Source organism: Bradyrhizobium sp. HKCCYLR20261, from assembly GCF_051168435.1.
GTDB lineage: Bacteria > Pseudomonadota > Alphaproteobacteria > Rhizobiales > Xanthobacteraceae > Bradyrhizobium.
This window is the reverse complement of record NZ_JBNPUZ010000007.1, coordinates 355,247-382,102: the sequence shown is the minus strand read 5'-3', so window position 1 is coordinate 382,102 and position 26,856 is coordinate 355,247. Positions and strand designations below refer to the sequence as shown.

Genomic DNA, 26,856 nt, shown 5'->3' with positions numbered 1-26,856 from the left:
GACCATGGCCGCAAGGAAAAGCGCAGTGCGCTCGTGGTGCCCGTCAAGGACATGGCGACGAAACACAACTTTCCAGGCCTCAAAGCCGTCGCGCGGATCAAGAGCAAGCGCGGCAAGGACAAAACTGTCGAACGCTACTTTCTGATGAGCAAGAACTTCAGCCGCACGGAAGTTCTGCGCATCGTTCGCACCCATTGGAGCATCGAAAACGGCCTGCACTGGCCGCTCGATGTCGTTCTCGACGAGGATCTCGCCCGCAACCGCAAGGACAACGGTCCCGCCAACCTTGCCGTGCTCAGGCGCCTGGCCCTCAATGTCGCCAGAGCCCACCCCGACACATCCACCTCGTTGCGTCTCAAGCTCAAGCGCGCCGGTTGGAGCGATGACTTCTTTTTCGAACTCCTCAGTCACGTGCGATAGCCCTGCCCTTGCGGGGAGGGGTTGGGGGTGGGGGTCCGCACTGAAAGTCGTTCGGGGCTGATCGGCTCAAAGAGCATTTGGGCCCATCGAGAAACTACCCGTGGGGAACCCCCACCCCCGACCCCTCCCCGCAAGGGGGAGGGGAGCGCACCGTTCGCGGGGGGAGCGCTCGATTCCGACTGCTGAGCTGGGGTGCTCTTGATGCTACCGACACCTGAAGTGAGACGGCTGCAACGATGGTGGGCAGGCCATCGCAATGACGACTTTGTTGCTGCTGCCCAAGGCGATCACGGCCACTCCGCAATAAAGCCCCTCGCCTTGTAGCTCTCGATCTTGTCCCACTCGCTCAACACGCGGCGACGGAATTCCGGATGCGTGTGCCACAAATGGCGCGGCACGCCGAAACCATCGACCGTCAGCAGCATCTTCTCCACCTCCGGCCAGTGCCGCTGCAATGTCATTGCGTAGCGGCGCGCGGTCCAGCTGTTGCCGAGGCAGATGACGCTGCGGATGTTGGCGAGGCCGAGCACGGCCTCGATCACCGGCAGCGAAAAGACAACGTTCTCGCCGGTGTTCAGAGCCTGGTGCTCCTCCAGGATTCGCTTGGCCGGCACGCCGCGTCTGACCATGGCGGCCTTGATGAGCGTGCATTCGGAAGCATCGGCCCCCGGCGTGATGCCGCCGCTGACGATGGCGTGGCGAAAATAGCCCTACTGCCACAGCCGGCCTGCCGTCTCGGCGCGCAAGTCCTCCTCGATCCTTGTGCCGAACACGAACACCAGATCCGCCGGCCGAAGCGGCGTATCGGCAAAGTGCCGCGCAGTGATCGCAGCGATCTCGGCAGCGTCTGGCATGCGCAGCGCGCGATCCTGCATCATCCATCTCCAACGGCAGTTGCGGATGCTCGCATGACCGGCCGCTGTCGCGCAGTCACATTCGGTCTCCAACGATGTCGCTGCGTGATCAGGGCAGCAGCGCGGCTGGAATCTTCGCGAAGGTGTAGGTCTGCGGCCGGTTGCGCAGGACGAAGCCGCCGACCTGCCAGGCGAACAGCGCGGCGAAGCCGATCAGGAACAGCGCCCCGGACCATTCCGAGATGAGAAGCGCGCGCACCAGCAGCGCGGCCATGGCGACGGTCAGCACGCCCATCACCGCGACGGCAGCGGCATAGACCGTGCGGCCGAGGCCACCGGTCAGCCGCGCCGTGCTATCGGCGGCCGCAAGCCGCGCGTGCAAGGCGATGATGAAGGCCCTGTACATCTCGCTCTGCGGCACCATCAAGGTCACGGTCTGCCAGGTGGTCGAGATGACGTTCAGCTTCCGGCCGTCCCGGTGCGTGATCTCGGCGCGGAAGCGCTTGGCCTGCATCGATACCGGCCGGTACGACAGCCGTATGGACGCGATGTCGGCATAGGGCCACAGGCCGGCGTGGCCGGCGAACCGCCACGACAGGCCCTGCTCGGTCAGCTCGAACTCTTGCGCGGAGCCGATCAGCGACGCCTTGTAGGCGTAGCCGATGGGGGAAACGGATGCTGGTGCGGGCGTGGAAATGGCGCGGTCCTGTTGCGTGTGGAGCGCGCCTTATCCTACAAACCAGGCATGAGCGAAACGATCTATTTTCCCCGCCACCTGATCCTGGCCGGCGCGATGGCCGCAGGTATCCTGCTCGCACTCGCCGTGCACATGCTCGGCGCCCGCTACGGGCTCGATCTCGGCGGCCTGTGGCAGAGCGACGGAGCCTTCATGCCGGCGGGCTCGGCGATCGCCTGGTGGCTGATCGCGACCGTCGGCTTCTCCTCGGGCTATTTCATCGCCAACATCATGCACAGCGCGGTGTCCGGTGAGATCCCGCAGCGCGCGCGCAATTTCCTGGTCGTGGTCGGCGTGCTGATGCTCGCCGGCATCGGCCAGGCCATCTCTGGCCCGAGCCCGGTGCCCTCGGCAGCCGGCGTGCTGGCGGGCCTCGCGGCCCTCTGCCTCGGCGCGCTGATGGCGTTCTGTGGCGCCAACTTCGCTTTGAGGAAGAGCTGACCAGAACGCCGTCGCGAGAACGGCCGGACATGCAAACGCCGCGCGGGACAACCGCGCGGCGTTTTGTCTCACAGTCGACGGATCAGCTCGCAGCGCGCAGGTTGACGCTGGTCTCGGCGAGCTTGGTCAGCTTCATGTCGGTCGCCTTCTCCTCGTCGAGCGTCTTCTGCAGCACGGCGGCGCAGTCGCTGCGGCCGAGCTGCTTGGCCCAGGCGATCAGGCTGCCATAGCGGGTGATCTCGTAGTGCTCGGCGGCCTGGCCGGCATTGATCAGGGCGGCATCGAGCACGGTCTTGTCGGCGACCTCGCCGGCGACCTCCTCGGCCTCCTCGATGATGCCGTCGATGGCCGGGCAGTCGACCGCCTTGGGTGAGAGGCCCTGCATCTCGAACACCTGCTCGAGCCGCTTCACATGCGTCCGCGTTTCCTCCAGATGCGTCAGAAAGCCCTGCTTCAGCTGCTGGTCGGTCGCCTTGTCGGCCATCTTGGGCAGCGCTTTGACGAGCTGGTTTTCGGCGTAATAGATGTCCTGGAGCTGATGAACGAACAGATCGTTCATCGTCTTGATGTCCTTGGTGAAGAGTCCCATTTGCCACCTGTCCTTCGGTTCGGAACATGACGGGTCCCTCCCCGACCGCGTGTGCCATGTTCGCTTTGCGCGTGCGGCTAACCGGCGGAGGGACGCGTTGTTCCGGCATCGCAGCGGACGGCATCCGGAACCTCGCCCGACGGCGGCACGTTTGCGTGAGCTGACGGCGCGTGCCGTCGCAGGTAACCAATTGGACCGAACTGAGGCAGCCCAAGCTATGTGACTGGAGTGTGACAGACCCGCGAAGCCAAGCCGGAGCTGAGCTGAGTCAAGGACTGCACAAGGCGCGTATTTTAGCTTAAGGAACAGGCTGTCACGGATTGCCCGCCCAACATCGTTCTATGGTTTTGCCCTTCTTCAAAGATCTGATGCCGCCCCGCCGGGAGGATGAATGCAGCGCCTGCTGACCACGCTGTCGCGTGGCTTCAAGAAATGGATCGGCTGGAAGCGGCTGGGGATTGCAGCGAGCCTTGCGATCATCGCCTTCGCGATCACCACGCTCGTCCGCACGCTGAAGGGCGTCGACGGCGGCGTCATCCTGACCGCGCTGACCGAAATCCCGCCCGGTCACATTGCACTCGCGGCCTTGTGTGTGGTCGGCGCGTTCTGCACGCTGACCTTCTATGACTATTTTGCGCTGCGAACGATTGGCAAGAAACACGTGCCCTATCGCATCGCGGCGATGAGCGCCTTCACCAGCTATTCGATCGGCCACAATATCGGCGCCACCGTGTTCACGGGCGGCGCGATCCGCTTCCGGATCTATTCGGACTACGGCCTGTCGGCGATCGACGTCGCCAAGATCTGCTTCCTGTCGGGCCTGACCTTCTGGCTCGGCAATCTGTTCGTGCTCGGCATCGGCATGACCCTGCATCCGGCGGCTGCGACCGCCATGGACCAGTTGCCGCCGGCCGTGAACCAGCTGATCGCGATCGGCATCCTCGGCGCGATCTTCGCCTATCTCGGCTGGATCTATGCCGGCAAGAACCGCCGCCAGCTCGGCCAGAACGGCTGGAAGGTGGTGTTGCCGTCGGCGCCATTGACGGTTGTGCAGATCCTGATCGGCGTCGTCGATCTCGGCTTCTGTGCGCTGGCGATGTATCTGCTGGTCCCGGCGAACCCGCCGATCGACTTCCTGTCGCTCTCGGTCGTGTTCATCCTCGCCACCCTGCTCGGCTTCGCCAGCCATGCGCCCGGCAGCATCGGCGTGTTCGACGCCGCGATGCTGGTGGCGCTGCCGCAGTTCGGCCGCGAGCAGCTGCTGGCCACGCTGCTGGTGTTTCGCGTGCTCTATTTCGTGATCCCGTTCGCCACCGCGATCTCGATCATGGGCATCCGGGAACTCTGGCTGAACGTCGTCAAGCCCTGGCAGGAGCGGCGCCGGCTGCAGGCGGCCGTTTCGGACGAGGTTGGCGCCAAGCGCGCCGCCGCCACCGCGACGGCGGCCGTTCCCCAGCGCATCAAGCGCCACTCCCAGGGCTGAGCCGACCATTCCGCCGCGTCCGGCGCGCGCGTTCGACCGGCGACCGGTTGAACTCGCGCGTCCCCCTCTTATTTCCGCCGCATCGCTGACGTGAACCCTTGCGTATGACCCGAATGTCCCATCGCTCAATGCTCGCCGCCTGCATGCTGGCGGGCCTGCTTGCCCCTTTCGCCGCCAGCCCGGCCGCCGCGCAGTTCGGCGGGGCGGCGCCGCAGTTGCAGATCAGCTGGGAGGTCCGCAACCGCTTCCGGCTGTTCCGCGAGGAGCGCGACTTTCTGCTGCATGTCGAGAGCACGCGTGACCGCTCGATCCTGGCCGCCGAGCAGGCGCTGGGCATCCAGAGCGACGGCCGCGGCTGGGCGCGCAACGTCGTCAACCGGCTCTGCATCGATCTCGCCGGCCGCGTCAACGAGCCCTGCACCCGCGACAACGTCAAGGAAAGCTACCTGACCCCGATCGACCATCCGGTGACGGTGCGGCTGACCGGCCCGGTGCCGGTCGGCGCCACCTGCGCCTGGTCGTTCGACGATGGCGATGGACCGCAGACCTCGACCTTCGACTGCGCCGAGCCGGTCAATCTACGCGTCCGCTACGGCCGCCAGACCGTTGCGACCGTCGATGTCACCAGCCCCGAAGGCACACAGCGGGCTCAGACCGGCATCCAGGTACGCGACGTCCTGATCGCCGGCCTCGGCGACAGCATCGCCTCCGGCGAAGGCAATCCGGACCGGCCGATCGCGCTCGCCGACGACGGCTTCTGCTTCCGTTCCTATATGGGCGGTCCGACGGCGCAATATTACCGGCCGAGCCGCGCCGGCTTCAAGGGCGGCCGTGCCTGCGAGGCGCCGGACACGCTGCAGAACTGGCAGAAGCACAGCGCCATCTGGTTCAACGCCGCCTGCCATCGCTCGCTCTACAGCTACCAGACCCGCACGGCGCTGGCGCTCGCGGTGCGCTATCCGCATGTCGCGGTCACCTATCTGCCGCTCGCCTGCACCGGCGCCACCATCGCCGATGGCCTGTTCGGCAGCCAGCGCGCGCGGGAATGCACGCCCGGCCGTTCCGTGGCGACCTGCGCCGGCGGCGTCAACGGCCAGATCGGCGAGTTGCGCGAGGCCCTGACGGCCGCCCAGCGCCGCCAGCCCGACCGCCGGCTCGACCTGATCCTGTTGTCGATCGGCGCCAACGACATCAACTTCTCTGGCCTCGTTGCCGACGTTATCGTCGACACTCCGACGGAGCGCACGCTGTTCAAGCGCTCCGGCGTGATCGGCTCGGTGGACGAGTCACGGAGCGAACTCGCGCGCGACCTGCCGCGCGGCTTTGCGAAGCTGCGTGAGGCGCTCAAGCCGATGGTCGGCGATCTCTCCCGGGTGATCTACACCTCCTACGGCAACCCCGCGCTGAGCGGCGCTGGCACGCCCTGCCCCGGCGGTCCCGCCGGCTTCGAGGTGCATCCCTCCTTCAATGCCAATCCGCAGCGGCTCGCCAATGTCGCGGGCTTCGTCGAGAACGAATTTCTTCCCGCTTTGGCCGGCCTGGCCCAATGCACCGCTGGCGTGCTGTGCCGCGACCCGCGCACCGATCGCATGACCTTCGTCGATGCGCATCAGCCGGCCTTTGCGCAGCACGGCTTCTGCGCGCGCTCGCCGCAGGATCCGCCGTTCGACCGCGAATGCTTCGCCGCCAATGGCGAGAGCTTCGATTCCAACATCGTCTCCGCCGCCAACGAGCCGCTGCTGTGCGGCCGCGGCGCCAGCGAGTATCGCCCCTATCTGCCGCGCGCCCGCTGGATCCGCGACGCCAATGACAGCTACTTCTCGGCGATGACCTACCCGCAGGGCCTGCCGGCGGCGATGCAGCCGTCCGACATCCACGATGCGAGCTGGGGCGTGCTGTCGGCGGTCTATGGCGGCGCCGTGCATCCGACCGCCGAGGGCCACGCCGCGATGGCCGATGCCGCCTTCCCGGCCGCCGCGCAGGTGCTCAGCCTCGATGCCGTCGAGGCGAACGTCACGGTGCAGCCGCTGCCGCCGGCGGGGGTGGTCAGGCAGTAGTTGGCAGAACGACCAGTTCGCGAGCGTCTGCCGAGGAACTGATCGTTCGCACCCGATGTTGAGTCGCCCGTCGGGCGTCTCACGGCACGCGACGAGCCTTCGCGTAGCGCTGAATGGGCCGAAAAGCGCAGGCGTTACTGAACGAAATTCGCCTGCTGCCGCAGCACGATCGGCACTGCCGGTCCCGCCGGGAATCATTTCTTCGTTTCTTTTTTCCAGAATTCATGCTCTGATGTCGCATCCCGTGCTCATGAGAGGGGCGGTTCGCGGTCGTCACGAGCGTGGAGTGCGGGATGCGGTGGGCGCCTTTGGTCGCAGCGTGATCCGATCATGCCGACGAACGGTCGGAGGCGCACGGTGAAGTCGTATGGTCCTGGCATCCCGACGCTGGTGCCAAGCGGGCGGTCATGATGATCCACCCGTGACGGGGGCAAGACAGCCCGGTCCCCGGGGAGAGTACGTATAAGCCGTAAAGCCATCGCGCAGGGAATGCCGGGTTGATCCGGCTGCACCTGTGGTACCTGCCGCCTGCATTTTTTTACGCAGGCGGGCCATGGGTGAGGCCATCACCCGGCATTCCCTGCGCCCTCTCACGTCGAGAGGGTCACGGTTCATCACAGCTCGGACGCAATGCGCCGCGAGATCGCGACATCATGTCACTGCGAGATAGCACAGGACGCTCATCACCCGCGCCTCGGTCGTGCGACGGCGAACTACTTCGCCGGCGCCGGCTTCTTCATCATCGGCGGCGCCTGCTTCGCGCCTGGAGCGGTCGCGGTCGTCGCCTGCGCCGGCAAGTACTTGGCGATGATGGCGGGGTCGATCTGCGCCATGTTGGTATCAGGCAGGCGCGTCCAGGTCTCGTCCTTGCCGAGCAGCGAGAAGCCGAGATAGCCGCGCAAGGTCAGCGACTGGCCGTCCGGGCTAACCTTCATGTTGGCCTTCCAGATGTTGCCGTCGCGCGGATTGAGCACGTTGCCGCCTTCGTATTTCAAGCCTTCGCGCTTCATGTCGCGCACGAAGGAGATGCCGAGGATCGGCGCGTTCTTGCGGTCGTCGGCGCATTTGGAGCAGACCTCGTTCGGATTGTCGCCCGGACGCGGAAACGTCTTGGCGATGACGCCCTCGAACACGCCGTCATGATCGATGAACAGGAACCATCCGACCGGCCGGCCGTCCTCGACCTTCTGCCACAGCCCGGCCGCGGTCGGCTCTGCCGCCAGCGCCGGCCGCGTCAGCAGCGCACCGGCAACGACGAGCGCGCCGAGCGCAAACGTCGCAGCAGGAGACACGAGCCGAAGTCGGGGAAACGCATTGCGCATCATCATCTCACCTTGACCAAGTCAAAAAATGAATGGCCGCACAGTACGACCGTTTCATGCACCGTTCCAGCCCATAACAGGTCTGGCGTGCCGGTGAAACCGGCACGCGCAGGAAACATTTCTTCACATTTGAGTTGGTCCGGCGGCGCCGGGTTCCATCACAGCAGCAAATTAGTTCACACCGAGCTTCTTCTGCAGGCTCGACGACGACGTCGTGTACTGGAACACCAGCCGCTTCTCCGGATACACGTAGCGGTGCGCCTTCTGCGCCATCAGCGCCCCCTCGTGGAATCCGCACAGGATCAGCTTGATCTTCCCCGGATAGGTGTTGATGTCGCCGATCGCGAAGATACCGGGCACGCTGGTCTCGAACGCCGACGTCTCGACCGGGATCAGATTGTTTTCGAGCGCGATGCCCCAGTCGGCGACGGGACCGAGCTTCATCGTGAGCCCGAAGAACGGCAGCATCATCTCACAGGGTATGGTCTCGACCGCATTGTCGTTGCCCTTGATAGTCGCTGCGGACAACTGGCCGTTCGCGCCTTCGAGTGCGGTGACCTGACCGATGCGCAGATCCATCTTGCCGGAGGCGACGAGCGCGCGCATCTGCTCGACACTGTGAGGCGCCGCACGGAAGTCGTCACGGCGATGGATGAGCGTGATGCGCTTGGCGATCGGATGCAGATTGAGCGTCCAGTCGAGCGCGGAGTCGCCGCCGCCGACGATGACGACGTTCTTGTCGCGGAACTGCTCCATCTTGCGCACCGCATAAAACACCGATGTGCCTTCATAGGCCTCGATGCCCGGCACCGGCGGACGCTTCGGCTGGAACGAGCCGCCGCCCGCCGCGATCACAACGACCTTGCACTCGAACACCTTGCCGGCATCGGTGGTGACGCGGAAACCGGGATCGCCGATCTTCTCGACGCTCGACACCATCTCGCCGAGATGGAAGGTCGGGCTGAACGGCTTGATCTGCTCCATCAGCTGATCGGTCAGGCCCTGCCCCGTCACCATCGGCACGCCCGGAATGTCGTAGATCGGCTTCTCCGGATAGAGCTCGGCGCACTGCCCGCCGACCTTGTCGAGGATGTCGATCAGATGCGCCTTGATGTCGAGCAGCCCCAGTTCGAATACGGCGAACAGTCCGCAGGGACCCGCGCCAATGATCAGCACATCGGTCTTGATCGCTTCACTCATGTCGCTCTTCTCGTTGGAGGTGCCGCTCGGAACATGGCGGCAGATGGCGGTTCCGAATTTGTAGCCAACGGCCCGGGTTCAGGGAAGGCACAAAAGCCGGCCCGCTCCGCGCCAAGGGGGGCTTGCAGCGGGCGGCTTGCAGCGAGGAGCCTAGCGAGGTTTGAAGAAGAGACGGAATGATGGAGATCAATCGGTGACAGAGACGGCCCGCCACGACCAGACGCCTGTGCTCGAGGACTTCCCCTACCGCCTCACGGACAATGTCCGTTTCGGCGACCTCGACCCCAACCAGCACGTCAACAATGCGGTCTACGCGACCTATTTCGAGACCGGCCGGGTGACGCTGATGAAGGACCCGCGCCACGGCCTGCTGCAGGACGGGCTCGCCTGGATCATGGTGCGGCTCGACATGCATTTCCGCGCCGAGCTGCGCTGGCCGGGCACAATCGAGCTGGGTCTGGGGGTCGTGAAGCTGGGGCGGACATCCGTGACCTGCGAGCAGGTCGTGTTCTCGGACGGGCGCTGCGTGGCCTCGGCCACGGCGGTCATGGTGCTGATCGACGAGGTGACGCGCAAGCCGGCGCCGCTGACGCCGCGGGTCATCGCGGCGTTGAAGCCGTGGGCGCGCCGCGGCGTGACGATCGCAGCGCCGCCGGCCTAGGCCGGACGGCGCCAGTCGGGAGATGCCGTGAGCAGGGAGGCCGAAAGCGGGAGATCAGGCCTGACGCTCGGGCGTCGCGACGACGAGGCCGTCGAGCTCGTCGGACACCTTGATCTGGCAGGCGAGGCGCGAATTCGGCCGGACGTCGTAGCCGAAATCGAGCATGTCCTCTTCCATCGGGGTCGGCGGGCCGACCTTCTCGCGCCAGGCTTCGTCGACATAGACATGGCAGGTCGCGCAGGCGCAGGCGCCGCCACATTCGGCTTCGATGCCCGGAATGGCGTTGCGGATCGCCGCTTCCATCACGGTCGCGCCGTTCTCGATGTCAACGGTTCGGGATTCGCCGGTGTGGTCGACAAAGGTGATCTTGGCCATGTGTGCTCGTACTGCGCAGGGAATGAGGTCGGGCTGTCCTATAACGGACCGCCCTGCTCCGCGCTAGTGCCGCGGATGGCCGCTCAGGACGCCGCGAGCATGTCCGAAATGGCGGCGCGGGCCTGTGCGACGGCGGTGCCGAGCCAAGCCAGGGCCGACTCGGGATCCCCCTCCCGCAGGGCCGCTTCGAGGCCCTCGGCGGCGTCGGCGACGTCGAGGGCGCCGATGGCGCGGGCGGAGCCCTTGAGCGTGTGGGCGACGGTGGCCGCATCCTCCGGCATGACCTGCAGCCGCTCCAGCAGGCGGACGGCCTGGGTGGAGAACATTTCGAGCACTTCCCGCTCGAGCGCGGTGTCGCCCAGGGTCATCCGCCGCAGCAGGTCGAGGCTGATCGGCCCGTCATCGGGAACCAGCGGTGGCGAGGGCATCCATTCGATCCGTGACAGGTCGGGAGTCATGGCGGCTATTCCGGTCCGGCGGACGCATCCTGTGCGCCCCTGTGGTGAGCCAAGCACGACAATGGTTAATGTATCGTTACCGACCGATTGCCGCGGGTTTGCCGCGATTTGGGCCAGTGTCCGCCCCAATCGCGGCCGAAACGGGAATTCGCAGAACATCAAAGTGTTAACGGCGGCTGCTGTTAACGATGATTAAGAATCTCTTAACCACGACCATTTCTTTCAACAGGCACTGCCAATAGGATGATCCCCGGATGGAGTGGGTCACCCGGCGGAATTTGCCACCCCTGGTGCCTGCAGAGGGATGACGTCCGGTTCGAGCGCTTCGAGGGGGTACTCGTACGCGGCTCGCCGGAACGAAATTAAGACGAGGGCTCGGACTCAACATGGCGAACACCCCGAAAAAGGTCAAAGACCCGACTGAAGTTGCGCTGTCCGCCATTCAGGAGGCTTTGAACATCAGCGATTCGTCCGCGCCCCAGGACTCGCAGGGCCCGGCGCGCGCTGAGGGGGCGATGCCGGCCATGCCGAGCGGCGGGTTCGAGCAGTTCGACGCCCGCCCCGGCGCCGACCGCGGTCCCAGCCTCGACGAAATCGAGCCGCCGCCGATCGCCGCGCGCCGTCCCGCCAATGACGATCGCGAGACCATCGGACAACTGCTGCAGGCGATCCAGAAGGGCCGCCCGTCGCGCGGCGTCTACACGATGGCCACCGTGTTTGCCGGCATCTGGATCGTCGGCTGCGTCCTGCTGACCATCGGATTCCTGCCCGCGCTGCAGGCCCTGATCGGCCAGAGCGGCGGCGTGCTCGTGCTCGCCGGCCTTGCCGCCGTGTTCTTCGCCCCTGTCCTGCTGTTCTATTTCCTCGCGAGCCTCGCCTGGCGCGGCCAGGAGCTGCGCATCATCGCGCAGTCGATGGCCCAGGTCGCGATTCGCTTCTCCGAGCCGGAAGGCGCCGTCAGCGATTCGATCGTGACGGTCGGCCAGGCCATCCGGCGCGAGGTCGCGGCGATGGGCGACGGCGTCGAGCGCGCGATCGCGCGCGCGGGCGAGCTCGAAATGCTGGTCGCCAACGAGGTCGCCGCGCTCGAGCGCGCCTATAGCGACAACGAGGTCCGCATCCGCGCCCTGCTCCAGGACATCGCGCATCAGCGCGACAACCTGGTCGGCCAGGCCGAGCAGGTCCGCAGCGCCATCTCCGGCGTGCAGATCGATCTGCGCCACGACATCGCGCTGATCTCGGACGCGATCGCCTCGCGGGTCGACGAGGTCGCCAAGAGCATCACCGGCGCGCTGGAAGAGCGCGGCGCCCACATCACGTCAGCCCTCAGCAACGCCGGCGACAACATGATCCTCGCGCTCGGCGAGCGCGGCGGCGACCTGCTGGACCGCCTGGAGGAAGCCAGCGCCGAGACCACCCGCGCCGTGCTCGACGCCTCCGAGCGGCTGACGACCAGCCTCAACTTCAAGACCGGCCACGTCCACGACGAGTTCGCCGATTTGTCCGACCGCGTCCACGAGATGCTCAACGAGCGCATCGACCGCATCACCAGCGAGTTCGAGCAGCGCACGGCGGCGATCGTCGACGGCATCTCGGTGCGCACCGAGCAGGTCCATGATTCATTGAAGGCGTCGGGTGAGTCCCTCCTGCTCGAACTCGAGCTGCGCGGCGGCGATCTCGTCACCAAGATCGACGAGGCCAGCCAGCGCCTGTCCGGCCACATCGTCACCTCGGGCGAAAAGGCGAGCGAGTCGCTGGACGCGACCGTGAACTCGCTGGTTGCGAAGGTCGTAAGCCAGACCGAGAGCACCCACGACACGCTGTCGATGCAGATCAGCGCCTTCGACGAGCTGGTGAAGAACCAGGGCACGGAGCTCGCCGAGCGCTTTGCGCGCGACAGCTCCACCCTGGGCGCCCTGATCACGCGGCACATCACCGAATTCGACCGCACCGTGAAGACCTATGGCGGCGAGATCGTCGAGCGCATGGGCCAGCGCACCCAGGAGATCTCCGACAATCTCAAGACATACGTCGACACCTTCGACACAAGGCTGTCGACCAACAGCGGCGAGATCACCGCGACGCTGGACCAGCGGCTGACGCAGTTCGAAACCAACATGCAGGCGCGGATCAGCAGCTTCGATTCCACCTTCGACTCGAAGATCAAGAGCTTCGACGACAGCGTCGATGGCCGGCTGAAGGCGCTCGAGGAGAATTTCGACACCCGCGCGACCTCGGTCACCGCGACGATCGAAGGCCGCCTCGGCACCCTCTCCAACTCCCTGACCGACGGTGCCGCGCAGGTGCTGAGCGCGATCGACACGCGGCTGACCGTGCTGACGACGTCGCTGACCGACGGCTCGGCCCAGGCGATCCAGTCGATCGATTCCCGCCTCAACATCCTGACATCATCACTGACGGACGGCACCGACAAGGCGCTCGAAGCCATCGACGCGCGCATTGTCAGCCTGTCGAACATCATCGACGGCCGCAGCTTCGAGCTGACCGAAGCTGTCACCGCGCGCTTCCAGGACATCCACCAGGGCATCGAGACCCGGGTCGGCTCGATCGCCAGCGAGATCGATCAGCGCGTGTCGCAGTTCGAGGACCTGCTCGGCTCGCGCGTCGAGGCGGTCGCCGGCCGCATCGAGAGCAGCGGCCGCCAGGCCAGCGACGAGCTGATGACCCGCGCCGAGCTGCTGTCCGCCAGCATCAAGTCGCATGTCGAGGACGCCGAACGCGCCCTGACCAACCTCGTGGTCAACACCAGCGAGACCATCCAGACCGGCGCGCGCACCGCGCAGCAGTCGCTGCTCAGCGTCTCCACCGATGTCGGCTCGCAGCTCAAGAATACGTCCGCCGAGGTCGAGCGCGCCCTCTCCAGCGCCGGCAGCGGCGCCGCCGATGCGATCCTCAGCAGCGCCCGCGAGGCTCAGGCGACGCTGGTCACGGCCTCCGGCGAGACCGCCAACCAGATCAAGTCGCTGTCGTCGGACGTCGAGCGCACCCTCACGGCGGCGGGCTCGACCACCGCAGCGTCGATCCTGGCCGGCGCTCGCGAAGCGCAGAACACCCTGGTGTCGGCCTCCTCCGACGCCGCCAACCACGTCCGGTCGCTCGCGGTCGACGTCGAGCAGGCGCTCACGGCGGCGGGCTCCGCCACCGCGGCCTCGATTCTCGCCGGCGCGCGCGAGGTGCAGAACACGCTGGTGTCGGCGTCCTCGAATGCGGCCGAGCACGTCAAGTCGCTCGCGGCCGATGTGCAGCGCTCGCTCACCAGCGCGGGCAACGAGACCGCCGAGACCATCACGGCCGGCGCGCGCGAGGCCCAGCAGGCCCTGCTGTTGGCGTCGAGCGAAGCGGCCGACCAGGTCAAGGCGCTGACCGTCGACGTGCAGCGCTCGCTCTCGATCGCCGGCACCACCACCGCGGAAACGATCACCGGCGGCGCCCGCGAGGCGCAGACCACGCTGATCAACGCCTCCTCGGAAGCGGCCAACCACGTCAAGTCGCTGGCCTCCGACGTCGAGCGCACGCTCGCCGCGGTCGGCACCAGCACCGCCGCCGTGATCGTCGACAGCGCACGCGACGTCCAGACCAAGCTCGTGACCGCCTCGACCGAGGCTGCCGAGCACGTCAAGTCGCTGGCCGTCGATGTCGAGCGGACGCTGTCGTCCGTCGGCGCCGACACCGCCACCTCGATCCTCAACAGTGCCCGCCAGGCGCAGATGTCGCTGACCGCGACCTCGGCCGACACCGCCGCCACGCTTGTCGGCAGCGCGCGTGAAGCGCAGGCGGTGCTGACGACGACCACGACCGAGACGGTCGCGGTGATCGTCGCCGGCGCGCGCGAGGCGCAGACCGTGCTGACGGCGACCTCGACCGATACCGCGGGCCAGCTGAAGGCGATCTCGTCCGAGATCGAGAAGTCGATCAATGCGGTCGCGGCCAACACCACGGACGCGATCCAGAGCAGCGCGCTGAACGCGCAGAGCGCGCTGGTGGCCGCCTCCAACGAGGTCTCCACGCGCGTGAAGTCGACCTCGACCGAGATCGAGCGCTCCGTGCTCGCCGCAGGCAACTCGTTCGGCTCGGCCATGACCGGCAAGACCGACGAGATCGTCACCTATGTCCAGCAGCAGAGCGAGCGGCTGTCGCAGCTGCTCGACGGCAAGCGCGGCACGCTGGTCGAGACGCTGAACTCCAAGACCAACCAGCTCACGATCGAAATCGATCGCGTGACCACCGACGCGTTGAAGGCGATCGAGATCCGCGGCCAGGCCTTCGCGCAGACCGTGAACGGCAACGGCTCGGAGGTCGCCCGCACGATCACCTCGGCGAGCGAGGTTGCGACCACGGCCATCACCAAGTCGCTCAAGGAGCTTGAGCATGCCTCGCGTGCTGCGATCGAGCAGTCGCGCCAGGTGTCGGTCGCGGCGGTCACCGAGATGCAGGAGACCAGCAAGATCCTGCGCACCGACACGGTGGCGCTGTTCGAGCGGCTGCGTGAGGGCAACATCCTGCTGCAGGAGGTCCTGACCGGCGCCCATGACAACCTCAACTCGCTGGAGCGCGCGCTGGTCACCCGCGTCGCCGACTTCGTGACCGCGATGAACGACGTCACCTCGCGCAACGGCACCGCGACGCAGAATCTCGAGGATCAGCTCAGCGTCTTCAACGTCAAGACCACCAAGGCGCTCGAGGATCTCAACTCGCTGTCGAGCCAGTTCGACGCCCATGGCAAGGCCCTCATCGAGGCCGCCGCCATTGTCGAGCAGAGCAACCGCGACGCGACCGTCTCGATCTCGGACCGCAAGACGACGCTGGAATCGCTGGTCACCACCATCGACCTGCGCACGGCCGATCTCGACCAGCGCCTGACGCGCTTCACCACCCTGCTCGACGAGTCCTTGGCGGCCGCCGAGGAGCGGGCGCGCGACATCGCCCGGGTGGTGGCGGAAACGGCGGGAGCGGGTTCGACCGCGCTCAGCCGGCAGTTCGAGGCCATCCGCACCAATGCGGAGGAGGAACGCCGCCTCACGACGCAGCAGATGCAGGAGATCTACCAGCAGAGCACGCAGGAAGCCGATGCGATGTTCAAGCAGTCGGCCGAGAAGTTCGCGTCGCTGGTCTCGAGCATGAAGCAGATGACGGCCGAGATGCAGCGCGAGCTCGACGCCACCCGCAACGAGCTGCGCCGCGGCGTGCTGGAGATGCCGCAGGAGGCGGCCGAGAGCACCGCGCAGATGCGCAAGGTCATCGTCGACCAGATCGAGGCGCTGGCCGAGCTCAACCGCATCGTCGCCCATCACGGCCGTGGACTCGACGTGGTCAGCCCGTCGCGTCCCGCGGCGGTCGCTGCCCCCGCGGCGGTGATGCGCCAGGAAGAGCCGGTTCCGGTCGTCGCCGCTGCCGTTGGCGGCCGGCCCGACATGCGCCTGCGCGAGCCGGCCGCAACCAGCGTCGCCAACCTGCCGCCGCCGGATCTCGGCATGCAGCCCCCGGCTCCGCCGCCCCCGCCGCGCCGGGTCGAGGCGCCGCCGATGGGCCCGGTCGCCGATCAGCGCAGCGACAATTGGCTGTCCGACCTGTTGAGCCGCGCCGACAACAGCACGGCCGGCCAGACCCCGCCGCGCGGCCGTGGACCGGCGCAGCCGCAGCAGCCCGGCAATCCGCTGGAGTCGCTGTCGCTGGACATCGCCCGGCTGATGGACCGCAATCTCGCGGCCGAGATGTGGGATCGCTACCAGCGCGGCGAGACCAAGGCGTTCTCGAAGCGGCTGTACACCCCGGCCGGCCAGAAGGCGTTCGACGAGGTCGCCCGCAAGTACCGCGCCGACCGCACCTTCAAGCAGACGGTCGACCGCTACATCACCGAGTTCGAGCGGCTGCTCGACGAGGTCGCCCGCGACGACCGCAATCCGCAGGCGCTGCGCGCGCAGCTCACCTCGGAGACGGGCCTGGTCTACACCCTCCTTGCCCACGCCGCCGGACGGCTGGCCTGACGGGAGGGGAAAGAGCGAGTAGCGGATGGCGAGGAGCCGACCAGCAACAGACAAGGAACGGAGGCCGAAAGGCCTCCGTTCTGCTTTTGGGTATGCAATGAAGACTTTTCGGCTTCGGCCAAGCCAGCCCGTCGCCCGCGCCAAAGCGATTTGGCGGAAAGGCATCATGCTCCGGTTCATGATCGAGATGAGGTGGTGCGGCCGCTCCGCGCGATCGTCGCCAACCCTGATGATGACGACGGAACGCGCCGCGACCTCCGTGTCACCCTCCCCCCCTGCAGGCGGCGCACGATGCCGATACTGGGAGATGTCAGAGCAGACAAAACACCAGAAAGCCAACGCCAGCGGCGCACAGCGTCAGGGCTCGCTCGCCCTCCTCGCTACGCCGCATTCGCTACTCGCCAATCCCTCAGCGCCGCCCACTTGTCGTCGGCGCGGCGGGCGCGGGTTGAGAGGCCTGGGCATTGCTCGGGCTCGTAGTCGAGCTGCTGGCGCCGAACAGGACGCGGGTCGGGTTGCGATCGAAATTGTTCACGGCGCGGCTGATGTCGGAGAGCGTCCGCCGGCCGTCGGCCATCAGGGCGCCGGAGCGCTTGTCGAAATCCTCGGCGAGCTCACGGATCGACTTCACGGTCAGGAACAGCTCGCCGCCGTCCTTGCCGCCGGCGAGCGTGTTGAGGCCGAGCATCAACGTATCCGCCTTGCCCATGATGCCGTCGACGCGGCTCATCACACCGTCGATGCGCTCGGAGTTGCGCGCCAGCGACTGGGTGAAGACCTCGAGATTCTTGATCGAGTTCTTCACCGCCTCCTGGTTGTCGGCGACGACCTTGTTGATGTTCTGCAAGGTGGCGCGGATCGCCTCGGTGACATCCTGCAGCCGGGTCGGATCGGCGCGGAGCAGCGGGACGCCGTCTTCATCGAGCGGCACCGGCGGCGCGGCTTCCTCGCCGCCTTTCAGCGAAATGGCAGCGACGCCGGTGAGACCCTGGAACTCGAGACCGACGAGCGTGTCCTTGCGGATCGGAGCGTTGTTCTCGACCATTGCCAGCGCCACGACGCGGCGCGGATTGTCGAGCTTGACCGAGATCACCTCGCCGACGCGGATACCGTTGAAATTGACACTGCCGCCGTTGCGCAGGCCCGCGGCCGGCCCCTCGAACACGACGCGCAGCGGGCTGCGCTGCTTGGTGGTGTGCAGGCTCTGGAACCACAGGACGAAGCCGACCGCCGCGGCAAGCACGGCCAGCGTGAACGATCCGATCAGGACGTAATTCGCCCGCGTTTCCATTACCAACTCCGGTACAAGCACGTCTCAGCGGACATCCCAGCCGCCGCCGTGCGATCTCGGATGGCGCCGGACCGCGGCACCCACCCCATCAACTTGGTCGCGGGAGTCCCCACTCCCGCTCACAAAAATTCGTCCGTGGGGCGCTGTACGCTACCCCATCACGGCGCGAGCCCGCTTGCCGTGGAAATACTGCCGCAGCCACGGATGCTCCGAGGCCTGCATGTCGGCCATCGATCCCGCGGCGATGATCTTGCCGTCGCCCAGCACCGCGATGCGGTCGCAGGCCGTATAAAGGCTGTCGAGATCATGGGTTACCATGAAAACCGTCAGTCCCAAAGTGCGCTGCAGGGTGCGCACCAGCTCGTCGAAATCGCCTGCCCCGATCGGGTCGAGCCCGGAGGTCGGTTCGTCCAGGAAGACGAGTTCGGGATCGAGCGCCAGCGCCCGCGCCAGCGCCACGCGCTTGATCATGCCGCCGGACAATTCACTCGGGAAACGATCGGCAACATCGGGCCGCAATCCGACCATCACCAGCTTGGCGACCATGATCTCGTCGAGCAGCCGCTGCGAGACCTTGAGATATTCCCGCACCGGGAACTGGATGTTCTGCCGCACGGTCAGCGAGGAGAACAGCGCGCCCTGCTGGAACAGCACGCCCCAGCGGCGCTCGACGGCGCGGCGGCCGGCGCGATCGGCGGCATCGAGGTCGACGCCGAACACCTCGATCTTTCCCGACAGCTTTGGCACCAAGCCGATGATGGTCCGGGTCAGCACCGATTTCCCGGCGCCGGAGGGACCAACAAAGCCCAGAATCTCGCCGCGCTTGACGTCGAGATCGAGCCCGTCGAGCACGCGCGTCTTGCCGAACTGCACGGTCACGTCGCGCACGCGGATGATCGGATCGGAGACCTCCTGCGTCATGTCAGATCACATCCCGACCGCCGCGAAGAAGATCGCGAATACGCCGTCCATCACGATGACAAAGAAGATGCCCTTCACGACCGACGACGTAGTGTGACGCCCGAGCGACTCCGCGCTGCCCTGCACGGCCAAGCCCTCGACGCAGGCGACGATGCCGATCACGGCGGCCATCACCGGCGCCTTCAGGAGACCCACCGTGAAGTGATCGATCGAGATCGCATCGCGCAGCCGCAGCAGGAAGGCCTCGGGATCGACGCCGCCATAGAACCATGCGACCAGCCCGCCGCCATAGAGCGCGGCGATGTCGCCGAGGAACGACAGGATCGGCAGCGCGATCACCAGCGCCAGCATGCGCGGCAGGATCAACACCTCGATCGGATCGAAGCCCATGGTGCGCAGCGCGTCGATCTCCTCGCGCATCTTCATCGAGCCGAGCTCGGCCGTATAGGCGCTCCCCGAGCGGCCGGCGATCATGATCGCGACCAGCAGCACGCCGATCTCGCGCAGCACCAGCACACCCAGCATGTCGACGACGAAGATGTCGGCGCCGAACCTGCGGAAATGAAAGATGCCCTGCTGGGCGATGATGCAGCCGATCAGGAAGGTGATCAGCACGATGATCGGCACCGCGCGCCAGCACACCTGCTCCAGATGGTGGATGGTCGAGGTCAGGCGGAAGCTGCCGGGATGAATCAACACCCGGCCGCTGGCGACGATCACGGCGCCGAGCATGTCGATCAGCGCGGCCACCGTGCCGACGATACCGGCGACGCTGCGGCCGATCTGCCCGAGCATGCCGGTGATGGTCACCGTGGTCGCATCGCCATCGGGCGCGGCGCTGACACGGCGCACCTCGTCGACCAGGCTGGCGTAGTTCGCGGACAGGCCGTCGATCCTGGCCTCGACGGTTCCCGTGGTGAAGCTGCGGCGCAGCCGCTCGATCAGCCAGGCCCCGAAGGTATCGAGCTTCGAAACCTGCGACACGTCGATGGAGACATCAACCTTCTTGCCGGCAAGCTTCTCGGCATCGGCAACGAGCCGCTCCAGCGACGGCGCGAACGGCGCAGTCCAGGCGCCGGTCGCGCGCAGCGACAGCGCATTGCCTTCACCGCTTCTCTGCAGATCGGGGCCGCCCTTCACAGCAATCCTCGGAACGTCAGATGTCCGCTGCTTGACGAGAAAAATCCCACCGCGTCGCCACCACCTTGCCGGAGACCCCCATCAACAGCCATAGTCGCTCCCCGCACGCAAGTCCCCAAGCGGCTCAATCCGGTTCACAATCGGCCAAACTTGATCATGACCTCGAACGGTTTTCCCACATTGGACGCTCATGTCGGCCGCTGGCCGATCGCCGGCAGCTTCACGATCAGTCGCGGCGCCAAGACAGAGGCCGTCACCGTCATCGCGGAGCTGCGGCTCGGCGCGATCGTCGGCCGTGGCGAATGCGTCCCCTACCCGCGGTATGACGAGACGCCCGAAGCGACGTTGAGCGCGCTGCTCGCGATGCAGGGCGCCCTCGCCTCCGGTCTCGATCGCGACGGTCTGCAGACGGCGATGCCGCCGGGCGCGGCGCGCAATGCGCTCGATTGCGCGCTGCTCGATCTCGAAGCCAAGCGCAGCGGCCGGCGCATCTGGGACCTGCTCGGGCGCCGCGCGCCGGAGCCCTGCGTGACGGCCTACACGATTTCGCTCGGCGCGCCCGAGGTCATGGCCAAGGCAGCCGCAAAGGCGGCGCATCGCCCCCTGCTCAAGATCAAGCTCGGCGGTGACGGCGATCCGGCACGCATCGCGGCCGTGCGCACGGCCGCGCCGCAATCGCAACTGATCGTCGACGCCAACGAATCGTGGACCGAGGCCAATCTGGAAACCAATCTCGCCGCCTGCGCCGAGGCCGGCGTCACCCTGGTCGAGCAGCCATTGCCGGCCGGGCAGGACGACGCCCTCGCGCGCATTTCGCGGCCGCTCGCGGTGTGCGCCGACGAAAGCGTGCACGACCGCAACTCACTCGACGCGCTGCGCGGGCGCTATGACGCCGTCAACATCAAGCTCGACAAGACCGGCGGGCTGACGGAAGGGCTCGCGATGGCGGACGCGGCGCGTGCGCTCGGCTTCGAGATCATGGTGGGCTGCATGGTGGCCACGTCGCTGTCGATGGCGCCGGCCATGCTGCTGACGCCGCTGGCGCGCTTCGTCGATCTCGACGGTCCGCTGCTGCTGGCCGAGGATTGTGCGCACGGACTGCACTACGACGGCAGCCTGGTCTATCCACCCGATCAGGCGTTGTGGGGCTGACGCGCGAGGCTCGGGCGCGCCAACCACATCAGCGCGCCGCCGGCCCCGGCCATGGCCGCCATCACGTAGTAGACGCCGGGCCCGTAGGCCGCGTAGACCGGCCCCGACAGCGCCGATGCGGCCGAACCGACGACGCCGCTGGCCGCAGCGTAGTAGCCCTGCCCTCGCGCCGTCAGTTGCGGCGGGACCTGGCGAACCAGCAGTCCCATGGTTCCGACCAGCGTCAGTCCGAACGTAAAACCGTGGCTGATCTGAACCGCCGCGAGGCCGAGCGCATGCGGCTCTTGCGCCGTCAGGGCCCAGCGCAGCACCGCCGCCACCCCGCCGATCACGACCAAATTTGCAGACGCCAGCGTGAGGCGCGGCGACACCGCAAACACCACGATTTCCGCCAGCACACCCATGGTCCAGAGCCAGGCGATCGTGAGCCCGCTGAGCCCCTGCGCTTTCCATTCGATCGCGGAGAACGTGTAGTAGGCGGCGTGACTGGCCTGGATCAGCGCCGAAGCGCCGATGATGCAGAAGAAGCTCGGCCTGCCCAGCAGGCTGCGACCGTCCTGCGCCGGACCTGAACTGCGCGGCAGCGGCGGCAGCGCCTGCAGCAGCAGGCTGCTCGCCGCACCGCACAGCGCCACCGCAACGATGATCCAGATCAGCTCCGAGGATGCCACGATGTCGGCCAGCGCACCGCACAGCAGCGTGCCGACAATGAAGGCCGCGGATCCCCAGAGCCGCAGGCGGCCGTAGTTCAAACCGAAGCTGAGAACACCACGCAGCGCATACGCGTCCGTCAGCGGCACGACCGGAGTCCACAGGCTGCAGAGGATCACATACGCGACAAAGACGAGCCATGGCTGCTGCTGAAAGCCGAGCACCGCAAAGCCGGTCGCAGTGGCGAAGGTGGTCACCCGCATCGCGCTGCGCAGCGCCTGCCGCCGTTCCGCCAGCGCCGTGATCATGGGCAGGACGGTAAAGCGGGTCACGGCCGGAACGGCGATGATCACGCCGATCCATCCGGCGTCGAGCCCGATCGCCCGTAGCCACACGGGAAAGAACGGCAGATGCGTGCCAGACAGCACGAACACGGCCCCATAGAACAGGCCCAACCTGCCCGCGAATCGGCGCGACAATACCGGCGTTGTGGTGGAGATTTGTCGGGACAGTGGCATCAATTCAATTGCGATTCGATCAATATCATGGTGATCGTTATGCCAACGCGCAGCAATTTGCGCGATGGGTTTGCCATGGTCGATGAAGTGTTCGCCCTTTCGCCGATTTCCGCCCGTGCGGCGCAGCCGAACGAGGCTGATTACGAGGCGATCCGCGATGCCTTCATGGAGACGTCCCGAGGCCGCTGGTTCCTCGGCGAGTATGCCAAGCGCAATCGCAATGCCGACACCAGCATGGTGCTCGACGCGGTGGCCCGCATCGAGCACGCGCTGGCGTCGCAACGCCAGCAGCAGCAGGAGATCGAACAGGCTGACAGCAAGGCTCTGCCGGAAGTGCTGGCCGTCATCCGTGCTGCCGTCGAAGATGCCGCTCTTGCGGCCGCCTCCGCGGTCGACAGTATGGCGCTGGAGCAGAATCTGGCTCCGGTGCGCAAGGGCACCCGGATCATCAAGGAAATCTCCTGGCGCTGGCGCGAGATCGGCGCCGACTCCCGGATCTGCGACCTGATCGACTCGCAGGTCACCTCGATCGAGTTCGCCTGTAACCAGCTTGCCAGCGCAGACCCGAAGGTCGCGCTGCTGGCGGCCTTCGAGATCATCAAGGCGCGGCTGAAGGAACTCGACGAGCGTCCTGTCCAGGCCGCTCCGGCAGCTCACGAGATGGCTGCGACGGCAGCACCGCAAGAAGCCGCGGCGGCTCCGATCGTCGATGCCCTCGTCTTTCCTGAGCCCGAGACAGCGCGACATCCGGAGAGCGCGGCAGAGCAGCCGGCGCCGGCTGCATCTCCACTCGCAGCCACCAGCCCGCTGGTCGCAGCTGTCGCCTCGATCGAGGCGATCGAAACAGCCGCCGCGACCGTGGCAATTGTGTCCGAGGCCGGCGAAGCCGAACCAGTGCAGGCAGCCATCCCCGCTTCCCCGCCTGAGGCCGTGGCCGCGCCGTCGATCGCCGAGGCGCTCGCGGACATCGAGCAGCAGGCTCCGGTAGCGGAGCTGGAGGACGCTGCAGCTGCCGAGGCGCAGGACGAGGCGATTCTGGAGCTGGTCGCAGCCGAAATGGGCGCGCCGGATCCGATCCTGGACGAGGACTTCAACCGGGCTCGCACACTCGGCTTCGATATCGAGGAGCCGACCTCGGTTGACGACGACATCGTGGCAAGCTTCCGCGATCCCGGTCTGGCTGATGTGGCCGCGGACGTCGAACCGACCGACCTCAAGGCGCCGGCTGTTCCTGCCGCGCCTGCACCGCCTCCGGCGCCCGTGGCTCCTCCCGCGCCGGCAGCCGCCGCGCCGGCGCCCGTTGTACCGGCACCCGTTTCACCGGCGCCCGCCGCGCCAGTGGCAACAGCGCCGCCCACGGCCCCAACAGCGGTTCCGGATGCGCCGGCGCCGCTGCCCGAGTCCATCGCTGCCGAGACTCTGGCCGCGGTGGCGGCCGCCATGGCTGCTCCTCCGCCCCCTGCCTTCCCGCAGGCGGACCTGACGCCGGCCGCGCCGGCGAGCTATCCGGCTGCTGCGGCAGTCAGCACCAGCTCCTATGCCATGCCGAAGCCGGCCTATGAGCCGTCGCTGGGCTCGACGCTGCTGTCGAACGGCGTTTTGCAGCGGCCGCAGGCGCCGGCCAACGATGCGCTGGCCCCGATCCGCCGCATGACCCAGCCCGAGAAGGTCGCCTTCTTCTCGTAACTCGAGCCGCTCGCCCCTGCGAGACGTACGGGCGGCTGCGACGATGTCAGCGGCGAACGCTCCGGTCGCTGGGTGACTCGGATCACGTACGTCCGTTCGCTCTCCTCATAGCTTGATCCTCAAGTCATCACGTCGTGGATGCTTGAGGAGAACGCCGTGTCCATCACGCCCGTCCGTCGCCAAGGACTGTCTTGGACATCGCTGTTCGCGACCGCGCTGCTCGGCCTGACGGCCTGGCTCGGTCCGAACGCGACCTGGGCTGCTAACAGCGACCTCGATATCCTTCAGGCCGCGCCCCGCGCCCTTGCTTCGCCCGCGCCGGCAATGGCCGAGAGCACGGCCATCGCGTCCCCCCAGGGCGTCGAGCCGCGCGTGGCGCTCGTCATCGGCAATGGCGAGTACCAGAACGCGCCGCGGCTGGAAAATCCCGACAACGACGCCCATGCCGTCGCCAAGCTGCTGAACTCGGCCGGCTTCGAAGTGATCACCGCCACCGACCTGACGCAGAGCGAGATGGTGCAGGTCGTGCAGGACTTCTCGAGCCGGCTGGCGGCGCACGGGCCCAATGCAGTCGCGATGGTGTACTACGCCGGTCACGGCATCCAGCTCGCCGGCGAGAACTATCTCATTCCCGTCGACGCCCGCATCTCCGCCCCCTCCGATCTGACGACAAGCACGGTCCGTCTCGTCGACCTGATGGCGACGCTCGATGCCATTCCGAGCCGGATGCGGATCGTCGTGCTCGATGCCTGCCGCAACAATCCGTTTCCTGCCGTCAACGATGCCGGACGCGGGTTGGCGATCGTCGATGCGCCCAACGGCTCGATCGTCGGCTATTCGACGTCGCCCGGCGAAGAGGCGCTCGACGGCCGCGGCGAGCACAGTCCCTATACGCAGGCCTTTCTCAATCTCGCGCGCCAGCCGAACCTGCCGATCGAGCAGATGTTCAAGCGCATCCGCCTGCAGGTGAACCAGAGCACCGACGGACGTCAGACGCCGTGGGAGAGTTCATCGCTGACCAGCGACTTCACCTTCTTCGGCGACACGTTGGTTGCAGCCGGCCGCCCTGCCGACAAGGCGCCGGTCGTGCAGATGGCGGCGAACCTGCCCAGCCGGTCGGTGCGGCAGGCCTACGACTACGTCCTGTCCGAGAACCGCCCGCAATACTATCGCGAGTTCATCGAGCTCTATCCGCGCGACCCGCTCGCGGACCGGATCCGTGCTGTGCTCGCTGGCCTGGTTCAGGCGACGGCGTGGCACCAGACCGTGCTGGCCAATTCGCCGGCCGCCTACAAGAGCTTCAGCGAAACCTACGCCGACAGCCCCTACGCTCCCGTCGCGCTGCGCCTGCAGGCCCAGCCTCGGCCCATCCCGGTGTTGCAGCCGAGCCGTCTGATGATGTCGCCGCAGATCATGCCGGCGGCGCGGCCTCTCGCTCCGGCCGAGCAGATGCAGAGCCGGCCCGGCCCGCTGCCGAGATTGCCGCCCCCCAACATCCCGCCGCGTCAGCCGGTCCCCACGACGGTGATCACGGGCAACAAGCCTCTCGGCAACACGGCTCCCAACAAGATGCTCGAGCCGCGGCCTCCTGGCCAGTCCAAGATCGTCGACAAGACCGGACCGGCCGCGAATCCGCCTGGCGCGACAAGGATTCAGCGTGATCCCCTCAAACGGTTTCCGCCGGGACGTCCGTTCGAAAGCCGAGAGGCCCGGCGTCCGGTGCCCGGCAATTCCGGTCCGTTCAAGACCATGAATTCCCAGCGCCCGACGTTCGCGCGAAGTCCGTCAACGATGCGCGGCGCTGGATCACCCCATTTTGTCCAGTCCGGCCCGCGTCCTGCGGGTGGAGGATTTGCACGCGGCGGTCTCGGTTTTCGCTGACGCCGCGCGCTTCAGGCAATCAGCTTCGCATACAGTTCGGCATCGACATTACCGCCGGAGAGAACGATCACCACCGTCTTGCCGGCGACGTCCAGACGACCGGCGAGCACGGCCGCCAGCCCGACCGACCCGCCGGGCTCGACGACGAGCTTCAGCTCCCTGAAGGCAAAACCGACCGCCCGGCCTACCTCCTCGTCCGAGGCTTCAACGGCCGCCGACAGCAGCCGGCTGTTGATGGCGAAGGTGATCTCGCCGGGGATGGCGGCCATCAGGGCATCGCAGATCGTACGGCCCTTCGCGTCATGGGCTTCGCGGTGCCCGGCCCGAAGCGAGCGCGCATGGTCGTCGAAGCCCTTGGGCTCGGCGACGACCATCTGCGTGCTCGGAAAACGGGCCTTCACCGCGGTCGAGACCCCGGCCAGCAATCCACCTCCCGAAGCCGGCACGATCACGAGATCCGGCGACAAGCCGAGCGCCGACAGATCCTCCGCGATCTCGCGGCCGACCGTCCCCTGCCCGGCGATCACGAAGGGATCGTCGTAAGGCGGCACCACCGTCGAACCGCGCTTCGCGGCGATCTCACGCGCGATGGCCTCGCGATCTTCGCGGTCGCGATCATAGAGCACGACATCGGCGCCGAAAGCCTTGGTGCGCTCGCGCTTGGCGGCCGGCGCATCCGAGGGCATGACGATCGTGGCATCCATGCCGAACAGCTGCGCGGCATGGGCGACGCCCTGCGCATGATTGCCCGAGGAGAACGCGACGACGCCCTTGGCGCGATCGGTCTCGGGAATCGAGGCAAGCTTGTTGTAGGCGCCGCGGAACTTGAACGAGCCGGTCCGCTGCAGCACCTCCGGCTTCACGAACACGTTGGCCTTCAGCCGATCGCTGAGGACCGGGGCCGGCAGCAGCGGCGTGCGCACGGCAACATTTGCGAGCGTGGCCGCCGCCGCATCGATATCGGCAACGGTGACGGGCAGGATCGGGGCATGGGCTGTCATGCCCTATTTTACCG

The 26,856-nt window shown here is 66.9% G+C and carries 20 protein-coding genes and 1 pseudogene; 9 read left to right on the top strand and 12 right to left on the bottom strand.

Features of this window, described 5'->3' with window-relative positions:
* Window positions 1-420 (top strand): ISAs1 family transposase (locus ACQR1L_RS19800; RefSeq protein WP_434859587.1); only part of this gene is annotated, 420 nt, incomplete at its 5' end.
* Window positions 421-707: 287 nt separating this feature from the next.
* On the opposite strand, the pseudogene ACQR1L_RS19795 reads toward ACQR1L_RS19800, so the two are convergent.
* Together ACQR1L_RS19795 and ACQR1L_RS19790 are read right to left on the bottom strand one after the other, a co-directional pair.
* A pseudogene (locus ACQR1L_RS19795) lies at window positions 708-1,295 on the bottom strand (YdcF family protein).
* An 88-nt stretch (window positions 1,296-1,383) separates the two neighbouring features.
* On the bottom strand, window positions 1,384-1,971 hold the full coding sequence (locus ACQR1L_RS19790) for a hypothetical protein (RefSeq protein ID WP_434859604.1): 588 nt from the start codon (window positions 1,969-1,971) through the stop codon (window positions 1,384-1,386).
* 48 nt (window positions 1,972-2,019) lie between these two features.
* On the opposite strand from ACQR1L_RS19790, the gene ACQR1L_RS19785 reads away from it, so the two are divergent.
* Complete coding sequence (locus tag ACQR1L_RS19785; protein WP_434859586.1) at window positions 2,020-2,451, top strand: hypothetical protein; 432 nt, start codon at window positions 2,020-2,022, stop codon at window positions 2,449-2,451.
* Between the two features lie 82 nt (window positions 2,452-2,533).
* On the opposite strand, the gene ACQR1L_RS19780 is transcribed toward ACQR1L_RS19785, so the two are convergent.
* Window positions 2,534-3,040, bottom strand: coding sequence for a ferritin-like domain-containing protein (locus tag ACQR1L_RS19780; RefSeq protein ID WP_434859585.1), 507 nt, complete (start codon window positions 3,038-3,040; stop codon window positions 2,534-2,536).
* 391 nt (window positions 3,041-3,431) lie between these two features.
* Here ACQR1L_RS19780 and ACQR1L_RS19775 point away from each other — a divergent pair, with 391 nt between their 5' ends.
* Both ACQR1L_RS19775 and ACQR1L_RS19770 read left to right on the top strand, forming a co-directional pair.
* Window positions 3,432-4,523 (top strand): lysylphosphatidylglycerol synthase transmembrane domain-containing protein, encoded by a 1,092-nt coding sequence (locus tag ACQR1L_RS19775; protein WP_434859584.1) that lies wholly within the window; start codon window positions 3,432-3,434, stop codon window positions 4,521-4,523.
* Window positions 4,524-4,627: 104 nt separating this feature from the next.
* Entirely contained in the window at window positions 4,628-6,580 is a 1,953-nt protein-coding gene (locus ACQR1L_RS19770) for a hypothetical protein (protein ID WP_434859583.1), read from the top strand.
* 713 nt (window positions 6,581-7,293) lie between these two features.
* Here the strand turns inward: ACQR1L_RS19770 and ACQR1L_RS19765 are convergent.
* Together ACQR1L_RS19765 and ACQR1L_RS19760 are read right to left on the bottom strand one after the other, a co-directional pair.
* Complete coding sequence (locus ACQR1L_RS19765) at window positions 7,294-7,902, bottom strand: DUF2147 domain-containing protein (RefSeq protein WP_434859582.1); 609 nt, start codon at window positions 7,900-7,902, stop codon at window positions 7,294-7,296.
* A gap of 171 nt (window positions 7,903-8,073) precedes the next feature.
* On the bottom strand, window positions 8,074-9,102 hold the full coding sequence (locus tag ACQR1L_RS19760; protein WP_434859581.1) for an NAD(P)/FAD-dependent oxidoreductase: 1,029 nt from the start codon (window positions 9,100-9,102) through the stop codon (window positions 8,074-8,076).
* 193 nt (window positions 9,103-9,295) lie between these two features.
* Here ACQR1L_RS19760 and ACQR1L_RS19755 point away from each other — a divergent pair, with 193 nt between their 5' ends.
* A complete protein-coding gene (locus ACQR1L_RS19755; RefSeq protein WP_434859580.1) occupies window positions 9,296-9,763 on the top strand; it encodes an acyl-CoA thioesterase in 468 nt (155 codons plus the stop codon).
* Window positions 9,764-9,817: 54 nt separating this feature from the next.
* Here ACQR1L_RS19755 and ACQR1L_RS19750 read toward each other — a convergent pair whose 3' ends face one another.
* Together ACQR1L_RS19750 and ACQR1L_RS19745 are read right to left on the bottom strand one after the other, a co-directional pair.
* Window positions 9,818-10,138 (bottom strand): 2Fe-2S iron-sulfur cluster-binding protein, encoded by a 321-nt coding sequence (locus ACQR1L_RS19750; RefSeq protein ID WP_012028715.1) that lies wholly within the window; start codon window positions 10,136-10,138, stop codon window positions 9,818-9,820.
* Window positions 10,139-10,221: 83 nt separating this feature from the next.
* Window positions 10,222-10,596 carry an Hpt domain-containing protein gene (locus ACQR1L_RS19745; RefSeq protein WP_434859579.1) on the bottom strand — a complete coding sequence of 125 codons (375 nt, stop codon included), beginning with the start codon at window positions 10,594-10,596 and terminating at the stop codon, window positions 10,222-10,224.
* A 386-nt stretch (window positions 10,597-10,982) separates the two neighbouring features.
* On the opposite strand from ACQR1L_RS19745, the gene ACQR1L_RS19740 reads away from it, so the two are divergent.
* Window positions 10,983-16,601, top strand: a complete 5,619-nt coding sequence (locus ACQR1L_RS19740) for a methyl-accepting chemotaxis protein (protein WP_434859578.1) — start codon at window positions 10,983-10,985, stop codon at window positions 16,599-16,601.
* Window positions 16,602-17,010: 409 nt separating this feature from the next.
* Here the strand turns inward: ACQR1L_RS19740 and ACQR1L_RS19735 are convergent, their stop codons facing one another.
* From ACQR1L_RS19735 to ACQR1L_RS19725, 3 genes are all read right to left on the bottom strand, one after another.
* Window positions 17,011-17,892, bottom strand: coding sequence for an MlaD family protein (locus tag ACQR1L_RS19735; RefSeq protein ID WP_434859577.1), 882 nt, complete (start codon window positions 17,890-17,892; stop codon window positions 17,011-17,013).
* A gap of 150 nt (window positions 17,893-18,042) precedes the next feature.
* Complete coding sequence (locus tag ACQR1L_RS19730) at window positions 18,043-18,813, bottom strand: ABC transporter ATP-binding protein (RefSeq protein ID WP_434859576.1); 771 nt, start codon at window positions 18,811-18,813, stop codon at window positions 18,043-18,045.
* Window positions 18,814-18,819: 6 nt separating this feature from the next.
* Window positions 18,820-19,953, bottom strand: a complete 1,134-nt coding sequence (locus ACQR1L_RS19725) for an MlaE family ABC transporter permease (RefSeq protein ID WP_434859575.1) — start codon at window positions 19,951-19,953, stop codon at window positions 18,820-18,822.
* Window positions 19,954-20,109: 156 nt separating this feature from the next.
* Between ACQR1L_RS19725 and dgcA the strand changes: the two genes are divergently transcribed.
* On the top strand, window positions 20,110-21,105 hold the full coding sequence (gene dgcA, locus ACQR1L_RS19720; protein ID WP_434859574.1) for an N-acetyl-D-Glu racemase DgcA: 996 nt from the start codon (window positions 20,110-20,112) through the stop codon (window positions 21,103-21,105).
* Here the strand turns inward: dgcA and ACQR1L_RS19715 are convergent.
* Window positions 21,087-22,274, bottom strand: a complete 1,188-nt coding sequence (locus ACQR1L_RS19715; protein ID WP_434859573.1) for an MFS transporter — start codon at window positions 22,272-22,274, stop codon at window positions 21,087-21,089. The genes dgcA and ACQR1L_RS19715 overlap by 19 nt on opposite strands.
* A gap of 75 nt (window positions 22,275-22,349) precedes the next feature.
* Here ACQR1L_RS19715 and ACQR1L_RS19710 point away from each other — a divergent pair, with 75 nt between their 5' ends.
* Window positions 22,350-23,960 (top strand): hypothetical protein, encoded by a 1,611-nt coding sequence (locus ACQR1L_RS19710; RefSeq protein WP_434859603.1) that lies wholly within the window; start codon window positions 22,350-22,352, stop codon window positions 23,958-23,960.
* Between the two features lie 156 nt (window positions 23,961-24,116).
* On the top strand, window positions 24,117-25,841 hold the full coding sequence (locus ACQR1L_RS19705; protein ID WP_434859572.1) for a caspase family protein: 1,725 nt from the start codon (window positions 24,117-24,119) through the stop codon (window positions 25,839-25,841).
* Window positions 25,842-25,852: 11 nt separating this feature from the next.
* Here the strand turns inward: ACQR1L_RS19705 and ACQR1L_RS19700 are convergent, their stop codons facing one another.
* On the bottom strand, window positions 25,853-26,842 hold the full coding sequence (locus ACQR1L_RS19700) for a threonine ammonia-lyase (RefSeq protein WP_434859571.1): 990 nt from the start codon (window positions 26,840-26,842) through the stop codon (window positions 25,853-25,855).
* Window positions 26,843-26,856: the final 14 nt, after the last annotated feature.